The sequence below is a fragment of the Marinobacter sp. X15-166B genome, from assembly GCF_001752365.1.
Classification (GTDB): domain Bacteria; phylum Pseudomonadota; class Gammaproteobacteria; order Pseudomonadales; family Oleiphilaceae; genus Marinobacter.
In genome coordinates this window covers 1953773-1966977 of record NZ_MEIY01000001.1, presented here as the reverse complement: position 1 = coordinate 1966977, position 13205 = coordinate 1953773, and the positions used below count along the sequence as shown (strand labels likewise).

Genomic DNA, 13205 nt, shown 5'->3' with positions numbered 1-13205 from the left:
TTTTTTTGTGTCTCACCCCACTGAACGACTGCGGTTATTTGATGTCGTCCATGGACTTGAGCGGGTAGTGTGCCGGGTAAGGGTTGCGGGCCACACCCGAGTCTACCGCCGCACGGGCGACCGCCGCCGGCACCACCTCGAGCAAACGCAGATCCATAGGCTTCGGAATGATGTAATCATGTCCGAATTCGAAACCGGTGGAGCCGTAGGCTTCACAGATTTCCTGAGGCACCGGCTCTTTGGCCAGATCACGAATGGCGTGCACCGCCGCCAGCTTCATTTCCTCGTTGATCACGGAAGCCCGGACATCCAGTGCGCCACGGAAGATGAACGGGAAGCCCAGTACGTTGTTCACCTGATTGGGGTAGTCCGAACGGCCAGTTGCCATGATCAGATCATCACGGGCCGCCAGCGCAACCTCGGGATTGATCTCGGGGTCCGGGTTTGAACAGGCGAAAACAACCGGGTTGGGCGCCATCATCTTCAGACACTCCACCGGGAACAAATCCGGACCGGAAAGCCCCAGGAACACGTCGGCACCCGCAATGGCGTCTTCCATGGTGCGCTTGTCGGTGTCGTTGGCGAACCAGGATTTGTGCTCGTTCAGATCGTCACGGCCGGTATGAATCACCCCTTTGCGATCGAGCATGTAGATGTTTTTCATCTGAATGCCACAGGCGACCAACAGCTTCATGCAGGCAATCGCGGCCGCACCCGCACCCAGACACACCACTTTGGCGTCTTCGAACCGCTTGCCCTGCAACTCGAGTGCGTTGAGCATCCCGGCCGCCGTTACAATCGCGGTGCCGTGCTGATCGTCGTGGAACACCGGCACATTGCAACGCTTGATCAACTCGCGCTCGATCTCAAAACACTCCGGCGCTTTGATGTCTTCCAGGTTGATGCCACCAAAGGTGTCGGCGATGCGCTCCACGGTTTCGATGAAGGCCTGAGGGCTTTCGCTGTTCACTTCAATATCGAATACATCAATACCGGCAAACTGCTTGAACAGTACGCCTTTACCTTCCATGACCGGCTTGCTTGCCAGAGGCCCAAGGTTGCCCAGCCCCAAAATTGCGGTACCGTCAGAAATGACCGCCACCAGGTTACCTTTGGAGGTATACTTGTAGGCGGCTTCCGGATCTTTTGCGATCTCGCGGACCGGCTCAGCAACTCCTGGGCTATAGGCCAACGCCAAATCACGGGCAGTTTCGGTCGGCTTGGTGATTTCAACACTCAGCTTACCTGGCCGCGGGTTAGCGTGATAATCAAGGGCCGCTGATTTCAAATCTTGAGACATTGCCACTGTTCCGTTTGTCACGTTAAAAGGACGGAGATACGTTGTGACTGATTGGGCCAGCATCTTCTCTGGTACCTGATCCCAACCAGCTCAGCTCTCTTTAGAAACTGCCAAATGCAATCATGGCAGGGGCGACATTATGGCGTGATCGCCAAACTCAGACAAGGGTAATCGTGCAAGAAGCAACCAACCGCGCGCCTGAGACGCGGGTAAATTTTGCTGTCGCCATAAAAAAAGCGCCTCACAAGGCGCTTTTTTTTCAGCGACAACCAGATCAGTCTTTCTTGCCGCCGATACGACCGCCAAAGCGCTTCTGGAAACGGTCAATACGGCCGCCGGTATCCATAACCTTCTGCTTACCCGTATAAAAAGGGTGGCACTGTGAACACACGTCCAGCTGCAGGTCGTGACCAACCGTGGAACGGGTGTTGATGACATTGCCGCAGCTGCAAGTTGCAGTAATTGCGTCGTACTTAGGGTGAATACCTTCTTTCATGGCGAACCTCTGTATAGGTCATGCCGCTACCAAGTCACGGATTTGCATCACGATAAAAGCAATGCAAGCTGCCAGGCACCGCATGTTTGAATCAATTGAAAAGACCGTGCACAATCAGAGCCCGGTCAGAAACAGGCCGAGGATATTACTTGCAAACGCCGCACATAGCAAGCAACTCCTGACATTGCAAGCAGAGCTGTAAACGCCCACTTTACCCGCAGCCAACCCCCCCTTTCAAACCATGCCGGAGCCGTTGTGACCGATACCGCGCGCATTGCCCTGAACCGCCCTCTGCGCCGTCTGTTTGACTATCGCACCGGCTCGCTGACCCTGCACAAAGGCCAGCGGGTCAGCGTGCCTTTCGGCCGGCAGACGGCGACCGGTCTGGTGGTGGATACCGGCACCCCACCGCCCGCCGGTATCACCCTGAAAACGGTCACGGCCGTGCTGGAGGACTGGCCCGCCCTGCCACCGGAAACCTTTGCCCTGCTCAGCTGGGCGGCCAATTACTATCAACACCCCCTGGGCGAGTGCCTGTTCATGGCGCTGCCACCTGCCCTCAGACGCGGTCAGCCGGCTGCCCTCAAACAGGTAAGCGTCTGGCAAGCCGCCGATACAGAGCCACCGCCGGCACGAGCCCGGCGTCAGCGGGAACTTTTTGTGTGGCTGCAGCAACAGACCGAACCCCAACCCACCGCCGCGATTCTGCAGGCCGGATTTAGCCGTGCCCACCTGAACACCCTGAAACACAAGGCGCTGGTGATCGAAACCCTGCACACACCGGTGCCGGGGAGCGCCACGGCGACGCCCACAGTGGCGAAGCTGCCGGATCTGTCCGCGGCACAAAGCGTTGCTTTCAGCGCGCTGCCCGCCACCCCGGAGGGGTTTTCTGCCACCTTGCTGTACGGCATTACCGGCAGTGGCAAGACCGAACTCTACCTCCACTATTTGTACGACCATCTGCCGACGGACGGCCAGGCACTGGTGCTGGTACCGGAAATTAACCTGACCCCCCAGACCGTGGCCCGCTTCCAGCGCTATTTTGGCGACCGTATTGTGGTGTGGCACTCCGCCCTTAATGACAGCGAACGGCTGAACACCTGGCTGCGCATCCGCAATGGCGAACCGGTCATTCTGATTGGCACCCGGTCGGCGGTGCTGCTGCCCTTTACCCGCCTGAAAACCATCATTGTCGACGAAGAGCACGACAGCTCCTACAAACAGGGCGAAGGGTTTCGCTATTCGGGGCGGGATCTGGCGGTTTATCGCGCCCACCTGAATGGCTGCCCGGTCATTCTGGGGTCGGCCACCCCTTCGTTGGAGTCGTTCCACAACGCCCGGCAAGGGAAGTACCAACTGGTCAAACTGGAAGAGCGGGCCGGCAAGGCCAAACCGCCCGGCATACAGCTACTCGATATCCGCAGCCGTCCTCTGGAAGGCGGGCTGGCGCGCCCTGCCCTGAACGCCATACAGCAGACCCTGGAAAAAGGCGAGCAGGCGCTGGTGTTTGTGAACCGACGCGGGTTTGCCCCGGTGATGATGTGTTTTGATTGCGGCCATCTGGTGGAGTGCCCGCGCTGTGACACCCGCCTCACCTTCCATCGCCGCGACAACGCCATGCGCTGCCATCATTGTGATTACCAGACCGCCGCCAGCGCCACCTGCCCACAGTGTGCCAGCGAGGCGTTCAAACCGGTTGGCCAGGGCACCGAGCGTACCGAGGACATTCTGGCCCAGGAATTTCCGGACATCCCGGTGATCCGGGTGGATCGGGACAGCACCCAGCGCAAGGGCAGCATCCAGTCCATCCTCAACACCGTCAACACCGGCAAACCCTGTGTGTTGGTGGGCACCCAAATGCTTGCCAAAGGCCACGATTTCCCCAACGTAACCCTGGTGGTCGCGGTCAATGCCGACGGCGGCTTGTTCAGTGTCGACTTCCGCGCACCGGAACAGCTGTTGCAAACCCTGTTGCAAGTCAGCGGCCGGGCCGGCCGCGGCGACAAGCCCGGCAGAGTCCTGATTCAGACCTGCCACAGCGACCACCCGTTGTTGCAGAGCCTGTGTGCCGGTCATTACCTGCCCCTGGTGGAGCAGTTGATGGCGGAGCGGGAAAGTGGTCAGTTTCCGCCGTTTCGGGCCATGGCCATCTTTCGCGCCGAAGCGGACACCATGGCCCGGAGCCTGCAGTTGCTGACCGCCATCAAACCCCTGACTGAAGCGCCCGGCCTGGAAACCTGGGGACCCTTGCCGGCCATCATCGCCCGCCGTGCCAACCGCCATCGTGCCCAGCTGGTGGTGAATGCCGCCAACCGCAAACAGCTGAACAAAATCCTCAGTCATATTTGCCTGCATCTGGACCAGCACAAGCCACCCGCTGGGACCAAGTGGATGCTGGACGTTGACCCGCAGGACACCGGTTGAACCCGCGGCCCCGACGCTATCGCGTTTGAGTCGCCTCCGACTTTCCGCGATAATACCCGGCACTGTATTTTCGGCGGGCCTGTTTGCCTGCCGCTTCCCCACATTTGCAACCCGAGCCACCCGACAGCATGAAAGAAACCGTTACCGAACTGCTCCAGGCCGCCCTGGCGACCCTGCAATCTGAAGGCACCCTGCCTGCGGATGCGTCATTCAGCCCGCAAGTTGGCAACACCAAAGACAAATCCCACGGTGATTACGCCTGCAACATTGCCCTGGTGGCCGCCAAGATGGCTGGCTGTCCACCGCGCCAGCTGGCTGAAGCCCTGGTGGAGCGTCTGCCGGCAAGTGCGGCGGTGGACAAGGTGGAAATTGCCGGGCCCGGGTTTATAAACTTTTTCATGAGCACCGAGAGCGCTTTCGGTATTGTCGCCACCATTCTGCAGCAAGCGGAAGCGTTCGGCCGCAATAACAGCGGCCAGGGCGAATCCCTGCAGGTGGAATTTGTGTCTGCCAACCCCACCGGCCCCTTGCACGTGGGCCACGGCCGCGGTGCCGCCATTGGCGATTGCCTGTCGCGACTGCTGGAAGCAAACGGTTACCAGGTTACCCGCGAATTCTATTACAACGACGCCGGAGCCCAGATCGACAATCTTGCGCTGTCGGTACAGTCCCGCGTCAAGGGACTGACCCCGGAGGACGCCGGCTGGCCGGCCGATGGCTACCGGGGGGATTACATCATTGACGTGGCCAACGCTTATCTGGCGGGTGAAACCGTCACCGCGGACGACCGCGAAGTGACCGCCAAGGCCGATCCGGATGACCGGGACGCGATCCGCGAGTTTGCAGTCGCCTATTTGCGTCGCGAACAGGATCTGGACCTGAAGGCCTTCGGTGTGGAATTCGACGTTTACTTCCTGGAGTCCTCGCTGTACGAAGACGGCAAGGTCGCCGCCACCGTCGAGCGCCTGCGGGACAGTGGCTACACCTACGAACACGAAGGCGCCATGTGGCTGAAAACCACCGAGTTCGGCGACGACAAGGACCGGGTGATGCGCAAACAGGACGGCGGTTACACCTACTTCCTGCCGGATGTGGCTTACCATCTGGACAAGTGGCAACGTGGTTTTACCACCGTCATCAACGAGCAAGGTGCCGACCATCACTCCACCATTACCCGGGTGAGGGCCGGTTTGCAGGCGCTGGACGCCGGCATTCCCAAGGGCTGGCCCGACTACGTGCTGCACCAGATGGTGATGGTGACCCGCTCTGGCCAGGAAGTGAAAATTTCCAAACGGGCCGGCAGCTACGTGACCGTGCGCGATCTGATTGACGAAGTCGGCCGGGATGCCACCCGGTTCTTTTTGGCGGCACGCCGGGTGGATTCCCAGTTGACCTTCGACATTGACCTGGCCCGCTCGCAGACCAATGAAAACCCGGTGTATTACATTCAATACGCCCACGCGCGGATCTGCAGCGTGTTGCGCAAGCTGGCCGCCAGCGGCGACCGCCGCGGCCTGCAGGAGTGCCGGGGGGACCTGTCGCTGCTCACCCTGGACGAGGAAAAAGACCTCGCCAACCTGCTGGCCCGTTACCCGGAACTGATCACCAATGCTGCGGCGCAACGGGAACCGCACCAGCTGGCCCACTACCTGCGTGAACTGGCGGGCCAGTTCCACACCTATTACAACGCCCACAAGGTGTTGATTGAGGATACCGAACTGCGCGATGCCCGCGTCAGTCTGTATCTGGCGGTGCGCCAGGTGATCGCCAATGGCCTGGACTTGCTGGGCGTCAGTGCGCCGGAAGAAATGTAAACAGCAACGCTCATGCAGAATTGCAGGGAATGTATCGGCCATGCCAAAGGATTACGCCAGAAAAGACCGTGTCAAGACGGCGCCGCGCCCTGCACCACGAAACAAACCAGGCAAACGGCCGCCCCCCCGTCGGGCGGCACCGGCCAATCATCAGTCCGGAGGGTTATCGGTGCGTTGGATTTTGTCACTGGCCGCGGTGGGTGGCTTTATCGGCTTTATTGTTTATCTGAACTCCATGGAACCGGCGGGCAGCACCAGCCCGGCGCAACCCGCGCAGAGCGTGGCTGCGCCGGCCAGTAGCCAGGTTAAGCCACCGCAAACGCCGCCCAAAAAACAGGTGGTCAAAGAGAGCACCCCGAACTTCCGCTTCTATGAAATGCTGCCGGATTCGGAGGTGGTGCCCCCCAAGGTGAATGAATACACCCCCAACCCGACCCGTCAGAATTTCGATTATCTGATTCAGACCGGATCCTTCCGCCGCCAGGAAGACGCCGAACGGCAACGGGCCCAGATTGCCTTCCAGGGCATTCGCGCCTCGGTGGACCGGATCGATATGGACGGCGGCAACATCTGGTATCGGGTGAACGTGGGACCGTTCGAGTCCCGCAGCCGGATGAACGCCACGGTGGACAAGCTGGTGGGCATCAACATCCAGCCACTGGTGCGCAAAATACCCAAAAAAGGTTGACGCGGGCCCGGCCCGCTCCTTGAATTCTTCCCCCGCGCCTCCATTACTGCTGCATACCCGTTCAACCGGTACATTTTGCATAACCAATTGGAGCCAGCATGACCACGATTCTTTCCGTACGGCGCGACAATGAAGTTGCCATGGGTGGCGATGGCCAGGTATCTCTGGGTAATACCGTCATGAAAGGCAACGCCCGCAAGGTGCGGCGCCTGTATAACGATCAGGTGATCGCGGGGTTTGCCGGTGGTACGGCCGATGCGTTTACCCTGTTTGAACGTTTCGAAGCACAACTGGAAAAACACAACGGCAACCTCACCCGGGCCGCCGTGGAGCTGGCCAAAGACTGGCGCACGGACCGGGCCCTGCGACGACTGGAAGCCCTGCTGGCGGTGGCTGACCGCACCGCATCGCTGATCATTACCGGCAACGGCGATGTGATCGAGCCGGAGCAGGGGCTGATCGCCATTGGCTCCGGGGGACCGTTTGCACAATCGGCGGCCCGCGCCTTGCTGGAGAACACCGAACTCGGTGCCACCGACATTGTCGAGAAAGGTCTGACCATTGCGGCCGACATCTGTGTCTACACCAACCACCACCGCACGCTTGAAACTCTTTCTCTCAACGATTAATCCGGAGCCCCCATGTCTGCAATGACCCCTCGTGAAATTGTCCACGAACTCGACAAACACATCGTTGGCCAAAGCGACGCCAAACGTGCGGTTGCCGTGGCCCTGCGCAACCGCTGGCGCCGCATGCAGCTTGGCAGTGAGCTGCGTGACGAAATCACTCCCAAAAACATTCTGATGATAGGCCCCACCGGGGTCGGTAAAACCGAAATTGCTCGTCGCCTGGCCAAACTGGCCCATGCGCCCTTCCTGAAAATTGAAGCGACCAAATTCACCGAAGTCGGTTATGTGGGCCGGGATGTGGATTCCATCGTCCGCGATCTGGCCGATACGGCGGTAAAAATGCTGCGCGAGACGGAGATGAAGCGTCACGAGCACCAGGCTCTGGATGCCGCCGAAGAGCGCATCCTGGACGCCCTGCTGCCTCCGCCCCGGGATTTCAATGAAGACAGCAAACCGACCGACTCCTCCACGCGTCAACTGTTCCGCAAGCGTTTGCGGGAGGGTGAACTGGACGACAAGGAAATCGAGATTGATCTGGCCAGCGCCACCGCCGGCGTTGAGATCATGGCGCCTCCCGGTATGGAAGAGATGACCTCCCAGCTACAGAGCATGTTTTCGAGCATGTCGTCCGAGCGTCGCAAAACCCGCAAGATGACGGTGGCCGATGCGATGCGGCGGGTGCGTGACGAAGAAGCGGCCAAGCTGGTGAACGAAGAAGAAATCAAACACAAGGCGGTGACCACGGTCGAGCAGAACGGTATTGTGTTTCTGGATGAAATCGACAAGGTGGCGCGCCGGTCGGAGAACACCTCGTCCGACGTGTCCCGCGAGGGCGTGCAACGGGACCTGCTGCCCCTGATCGAAGGCACCACCGTCAGCACCAAGTACGGTTCCATTCGCACCGACCACATCCTGTTTATCGCCTCCGGTGCCTTTCATCTGTCCAAGCCTTCAGACCTGATCCCTGAATTGCAGGGGCGCCTGCCCATTCGGGTTGAACTGCAAGCGCTGACGCCGGATGATTTCAAGCGCATTCTGACCGAGCCCGATGCCTCGCTGGTACAACAATACGCGGCATTGATGGCCACCGAGGGGGTTAAGCTGACTTTCCAGGAAGAAGCCATCACCCGGATTGCGGAAGTGGCCTGGAAGGTGAACGAAAGCACCGAAAACATCGGCGCGCGCCGTCTGCACACGGTGCTGGAGCGCCTGCTGGAAGAGCTCTCCTACGACGCTGGCGACAGCGTGACCGAGCGCTACGAGGTGACGGCCGCCTACGTGGACGAAAAACTCGGCAGCCTGGCAGAAGACCAGGATCTGAGCCGTTACATCCTGTAAACCCGGGACGGACCGAGCCATGAGCAGCGCACAACCCCCGGTCAACATCCGGGTGCGGAAACAAAGCAGGGTACTTGAGTTGGAGTACGCCGATGGCACCCGCTATCAACTGGCGTTTGAGCTGCTCCGGGTTTATTCACCTTCCGCCGAGGTCCGGGGGCACGGCTCCGGACCGGGTGTCCTGCAGACCGGCAAGCGGGACGTGGCCATCACCGGTGTGAACAGTGTCGGTAACTATGCGCTGCAACTGGTGTTCAGCGACGGCCATGATTCCGGACTGTTTACCTGGCATTATCTGCGGGAGCTGGGTGAACAACAGGAGGCCTACTGGCAGCGCTATCTGCGCCGCCTGGCGGCGGAAGGTGGCAGCCGCGAGGGCTGACGGCTCAGACGGTCGCCACCCGCAGGGGCGGCACCTCCCCGTACAATCCGGTGCTGAGGGTTCGTTGCTCATCTTCCAGCAGATCACGGCGCAGCTGAATGCCATAACCGGCCAGCCGGGGCTCCAGACTGTCCGCGCGTGCCCGCAAATCCCGACGGGTCAACTGATAGGCGTATTCACAAATCATGCGTCGTGATTTACAGCTGAAAACGTTCGCAGCCAACAGCCGGGTATCCGCACCGGCAGGCTCGAACAACAGCAATTCTTTGCCGGGGTAATCGCGGGCGTACTGCGACACCCCGTTTTGCATGCGCGAGTGCACCAGGGTGCGGTACGCTTGCTGGAGCAATCCGGGCATACCGGATCGGGTCAATTCCTCCGGCCCCATGCTGCCCGCCCGAACCGCCGCGCCGGCATCCACCGGCACCAGCGGATTCACCGCCAACACCAGATCGGCCCCGTCCTCGAAGGCAACCGAGGCGTGCAACCCTTTCCGCAGAGTCCCGTCCACATAGCTGCGCTCACCGATTCTCACGGGCAGGTACAACCCCGGCGACGCCATACTGGCCTGAATAGCCTTCGATATGGGCACCTCAGTGAACCCCGGACCGCCAAAACTCACGGCCTCGGTGCTGTCTACATCGGTGGCAACCACATACAATTTACGATTCAACTGGCGAAAATCATTGGTGCGCCCGAGCATGCTGAAGGATCGCTGCAAGTAATCCTGCAGGCTCTCGTTGTCAAACAGCCCGACCGGCGCAGCCTGCGCCAGCACCGTCAAGGCTTCCAGCACACTCTGATCGTATGGATTAGCGACCAGCCGGCGTACCGCCGTGGCCATCAGTCCGGGTAGCGCCAGCAGGCGCTTGCCAAACTCACGGAACGCGGGGCGATAGAAAACCTCGGGCCGAAACGGGTGCACCTCCGTTTCGTTGCGCACAAATATCCTGCACAGCTGGGCCGTGGTGACCTGGTTGGCCAGATTGGCGGCCACAAAGGCGCCGGCGTTGACCCCGACGTAGACGTCAAGCCGGTTAAAATCCAGCCCCTCCAGGGCCTCATCCAGTGCCCGCAAGGCCCCTATTTCGTATAGACCACCGAAGGGCCCTCCGCCGCCAAGGGCGAGACCAATGCGCCTGTCAGCCTGCACTTCGGAGTGTGTCGCGATCACGGGGTACCCCCAACCTGCTCATTCGGCGCCCACGGCTAGGATGCCACTGCTTCTGACAGAGCCGCCATGGATGCCTTGCCGGGCCGCAGGTAACGGCCGAAACCGGCCTGACGCAAGGACAGGTCGATACAGCTTTTGACCACATGGGGGGAATCAAGCAGCAGCACATCGGCCAGTACGCCCCGCGCCCAATCCCGGGTCACACTGCGGATCACCGACTTCACCTTGGGCAAGCTGGCGGCGTTCATCGACAGGGCATCGTAGCCCATTGCCATCAGCAGCACCGCTCCCCCGGGGTCGCCCGCCAGCTCACCGCAGATACTCACCGGCTTACCCACCGCATGGGCGTCCTGGGCGATGCGCACCAGTGCCTGCAGGACCGCCGGGTGGTAACTGTGGTAGAGCGACGCCACCCGCGGGTTATTGCGATCGACCGCCAGCAGGTACTGGGTCAGGTCGTTGGAGCCCACCGACAGGAAATCCACCCGGTCTGCCAGCTCGCGCACCTGATAAACCGCCGCCGGCACCTCCAGCATCACCCCCACCCGGGGCATGTGGACATCGTAGCCTTCTTCGCGGACCTCGTGGTACACCCGGTAAATCAGGTGCAGCGATTCTTCCACTTCGGATACGTTACTGATCATCGGCAGCATGATCTGCAGATTGTTCAGGCCCTCACTGGCCTTGAGCATGGCGCGCACCTGCAGAATGAAGATTTCCGGGTGGTCGAGTGTTACCCGGATACCACGCCAGCCCAAAAAGGGGTTCTCTTCCTCAATCGGGAAATAGGGCAACGACTTGTCCCCCCCCACATCCAGGGTGCGCATGGTCACCGGATTGGGGGCGAAGGCCTCCAGCTGCTCGCGGTAGTATTCCCGCTGCTCCTGTTCGGAGGGGAAGCGGTCCTTGATCATGAATGGCACTTCGGTGCGGTACAGCCCGATGCCCTCGGCCCCGTGGGTCAGCGAGCGCACCACGTCGGTCATCAGGCCCGTGTTGACCAGCAAGGACACCCGATGCCCGTCCGAGGTTTCGCAGGGCAGGTCCCGAAGCGCTTCCAGACCTTTGACCAGTTCGTCCTCTTCCTTGCGGATGACCTCATAGAATGCCCGCATATCGGCAGAGGGTGAGGAGTATATCTGGCCCTCAAAACCATCCACGATCAGTTCTTTGCCATCCAGTTGGTGCACCGGGATCTCGACCAGTCCCATCACCGTAGGCACGCCCATGGCCCGCGCCAGAATGGCCACGTGGGAGTTGATCGAGCCCTTGACGGACACCAGCCCCATCAGCCGCCCCTTGGGCACTTCACCCAGCATTGCGGGTGTCAGTTCTTCACTGACCAGGATGGTCCGCTCGGGGTACACCACCTCAATGGGGTCGCCCTCCTGGATATGCGACAGCAGCCGGCGACCCAAATCCCGAATGTCCACCGCCCGCTCGCGCAGGTACAGATCATCCATCATTTCAAAGTGGCGCAGATACTGCTGCACGACCTGCTTCAGCGCGGTCTGGGCCCAGTAGCCTTCCTTGATGCGATTGACCACCTCGCCCGGCAACGCGTTGTCTTCCAGCATCCGCAGGTAGACATCGAACAAGGCCTGCTCTTCCCGGCGCAGCTGCGTTGCCAGCCGGTTGGCCACCTGCTGGATGTCGTTGCGGGTGTCCATAACGGCCTGCTCGAACAGGGCCAATTCGTGCTCAATGTCGTCGGTGGTTTTCTCCGGCACCACATCCAGATCCGCCACCGGATACACCACCACCCCCTCACCAATGGCCACCCCCGGTGCACCCGGTACCCCGTCGATGCTGACGTCGGTGGCGCGTTCACCGGTCAAGGACAGCCCGCTGATGGCACCGGTTGCCTCACTGTGGGCAATGACCCCCGCCAGCTGCGCGGACACGGTCACCAGAAACGCTTCTTCGCCTTCGTCAAAACAGCGGGAGTTTTCCCGCTGCTGCACCACCAGCACCCCCAGGACGCGGCGGTGGTGGATGATTGGCACCCCAAGGAAGGAACGGAAACGCTCTTCCCCGGTTTCCGGAAAATAGAGGTAGCGCGGATGGGACGGGGCGTCTTCAAGGTTGATCGGCTCCTCCCGGGAACCCACCAGCCCCACGAGCCCTTCGGAGGGGGCAATACTGACCTTGCCCACGGCCTGACGGTAGAGGCCCTCGGTTGCCATCAGAATGTAGCGGTCGGTGGTGGGGTCGAGCATGTACACCGAGCACACATCCGTACCCACGGCCTTCTGCACCCGCGACACGATGATATCCAATGCCTCGTTCAGATCACGGGCACTGTTCACCTCTTGTACTAAACTGCGCAGTAAGGTCAGCATGCGGTTTTATCCGACAGTGTGTGATTCGGTTATCTTAAAGGCTCAACGACGGCGAGCGATGTCGCGCTGATTGCCCTGTTCCAGACTGCGAAACAAGCGCGGGGCAAGTTCTCCCAGCGCACGCCGGTAAACCTCTCGCTTGAATGAAACCACCCGCCCCAACGGGTACCAGTAACTCACCCACTGCCAGCCATCAAATTCAGGCGAATCACTGCGGTCGACACGCACCTGGGCGTCTGGTGAGAGCATCCGCAGCAGGAACCATTTCTGTTTCTGCCCGATGCACACCGGGTGCGAATTATGCCGCACCATGCGCCGGGGAAGACGGTATCTGAGCCAGCCCCGGGTGCAGCTGATGATTTCCACATCCTCTGTCCCTAACCCGATCTCTTCCGCCAGCTCCCGGTACAGTGCCTGCTCCGGCGATTCGTTATGCTTGATGCCACCCTGGGGAAACTGCCAGGAGTCTTGCCCTATGCGCCTTGCCCACAGGACTTCACCCCGGTGATTTGCCAGAATAATGCCAACGTTGGGCCTGAAACCGTCTGCATCAATCACGGTACAGTCCTCTTGTTAGTCTGCTTATCGTTTACGACGATAAAAATTGTCCATGTTTTC

At 60.4% G+C, this 13205-nt stretch carries 11 protein-coding genes; 6 read left to right on the top strand and 5 right to left on the bottom strand.

All coding sequences use genetic code 11. The annotated features are described in order from the left end of the window. Positions 1–34: 34 nt before the first annotated feature. Together BG841_RS09240 and rpmE are read right to left on the bottom strand one after the other, a co-directional pair. On the bottom strand, positions 35–1300 hold the full coding sequence (locus BG841_RS09240; RefSeq protein ID WP_070057389.1) for a malic enzyme-like NAD(P)-binding protein: 1266 nt from the start codon (positions 1298–1300) through the stop codon (positions 35–37). Between the two features lie 274 nt (positions 1301–1574). Continuing rightward, on the bottom strand, positions 1575–1796 hold the full coding sequence (gene rpmE, locus BG841_RS09235) for a 50S ribosomal protein L31 (protein ID WP_070057388.1): 222 nt from the start codon (positions 1794–1796) through the stop codon (positions 1575–1577). A gap of 255 nt (positions 1797–2051) precedes the next feature. Between rpmE and BG841_RS09230 the strand changes: the two genes are divergently transcribed. The 6 genes from BG841_RS09230 to BG841_RS09205 all read left to right on the top strand — a co-directional run bounded on the left by BG841_RS09230 (position 2052) and on the right by BG841_RS09205 (position 9071). Then, positions 2052–4220, top strand: a complete 2169-nt coding sequence (locus BG841_RS09230; protein WP_070057387.1) for a primosomal protein N' — start codon at positions 2052–2054, stop codon at positions 4218–4220. A 128-nt stretch (positions 4221–4348) separates the two neighbouring features. Next, a complete protein-coding gene (gene argS / locus BG841_RS09225; RefSeq protein ID WP_070057386.1) occupies positions 4349–6034 on the top strand; it encodes an arginine--tRNA ligase in 1686 nt (561 codons plus the stop codon). A 40-nt stretch (positions 6035–6074) separates the two neighbouring features. Next, positions 6075–6722: an SPOR domain-containing protein gene (locus BG841_RS09220; RefSeq protein WP_070057385.1), complete on the top strand. Its 648-nt coding sequence runs from the start codon at positions 6075–6077 to the stop codon at positions 6720–6722. A 98-nt stretch (positions 6723–6820) separates the two neighbouring features. After that, positions 6821–7351, top strand: coding sequence for an ATP-dependent protease subunit HslV (hslV, locus tag BG841_RS09215; RefSeq protein WP_070057384.1), 531 nt, complete (start codon positions 6821–6823; stop codon positions 7349–7351). A 12-nt stretch (positions 7352–7363) separates the two neighbouring features. Next, a complete protein-coding gene (hslU, locus tag BG841_RS09210; RefSeq protein ID WP_070057383.1) occupies positions 7364–8689 on the top strand; it encodes an ATP-dependent protease ATPase subunit HslU in 1326 nt (441 codons plus the stop codon). 19 nt (positions 8690–8708) lie between these two features. Further along, positions 8709–9071, top strand: coding sequence for a gamma-butyrobetaine hydroxylase-like domain-containing protein (locus tag BG841_RS09205; RefSeq protein WP_070057382.1), 363 nt, complete (start codon positions 8709–8711; stop codon positions 9069–9071). Positions 9072–9075: 4 nt separating this feature from the next. Here BG841_RS09205 and BG841_RS09200 read toward each other — a convergent pair whose 3' ends face one another. The 3 genes from BG841_RS09200 to BG841_RS09190 are packed head-to-tail and all read right to left on the bottom strand — an operon-like array spanning position 9076 to position 13145. Next, entirely contained in the window at positions 9076–10242 is a 1167-nt protein-coding gene (locus tag BG841_RS09200) for a patatin-like phospholipase family protein (RefSeq protein ID WP_083260319.1), read from the bottom strand. A gap of 38 nt (positions 10243–10280) precedes the next feature. Then, a complete protein-coding gene (ptsP, locus tag BG841_RS09195) occupies positions 10281–12587 on the bottom strand; it encodes a phosphoenolpyruvate--protein phosphotransferase (protein ID WP_070057381.1) in 2307 nt (768 codons plus the stop codon). A gap of 42 nt (positions 12588–12629) precedes the next feature. Then, positions 12630–13145: an RNA pyrophosphohydrolase gene (locus BG841_RS09190; protein ID WP_070057380.1), complete on the bottom strand. Its 516-nt coding sequence runs from the start codon at positions 13143–13145 to the stop codon at positions 12630–12632. Positions 13146–13205 lie beyond the last annotated feature (60 nt).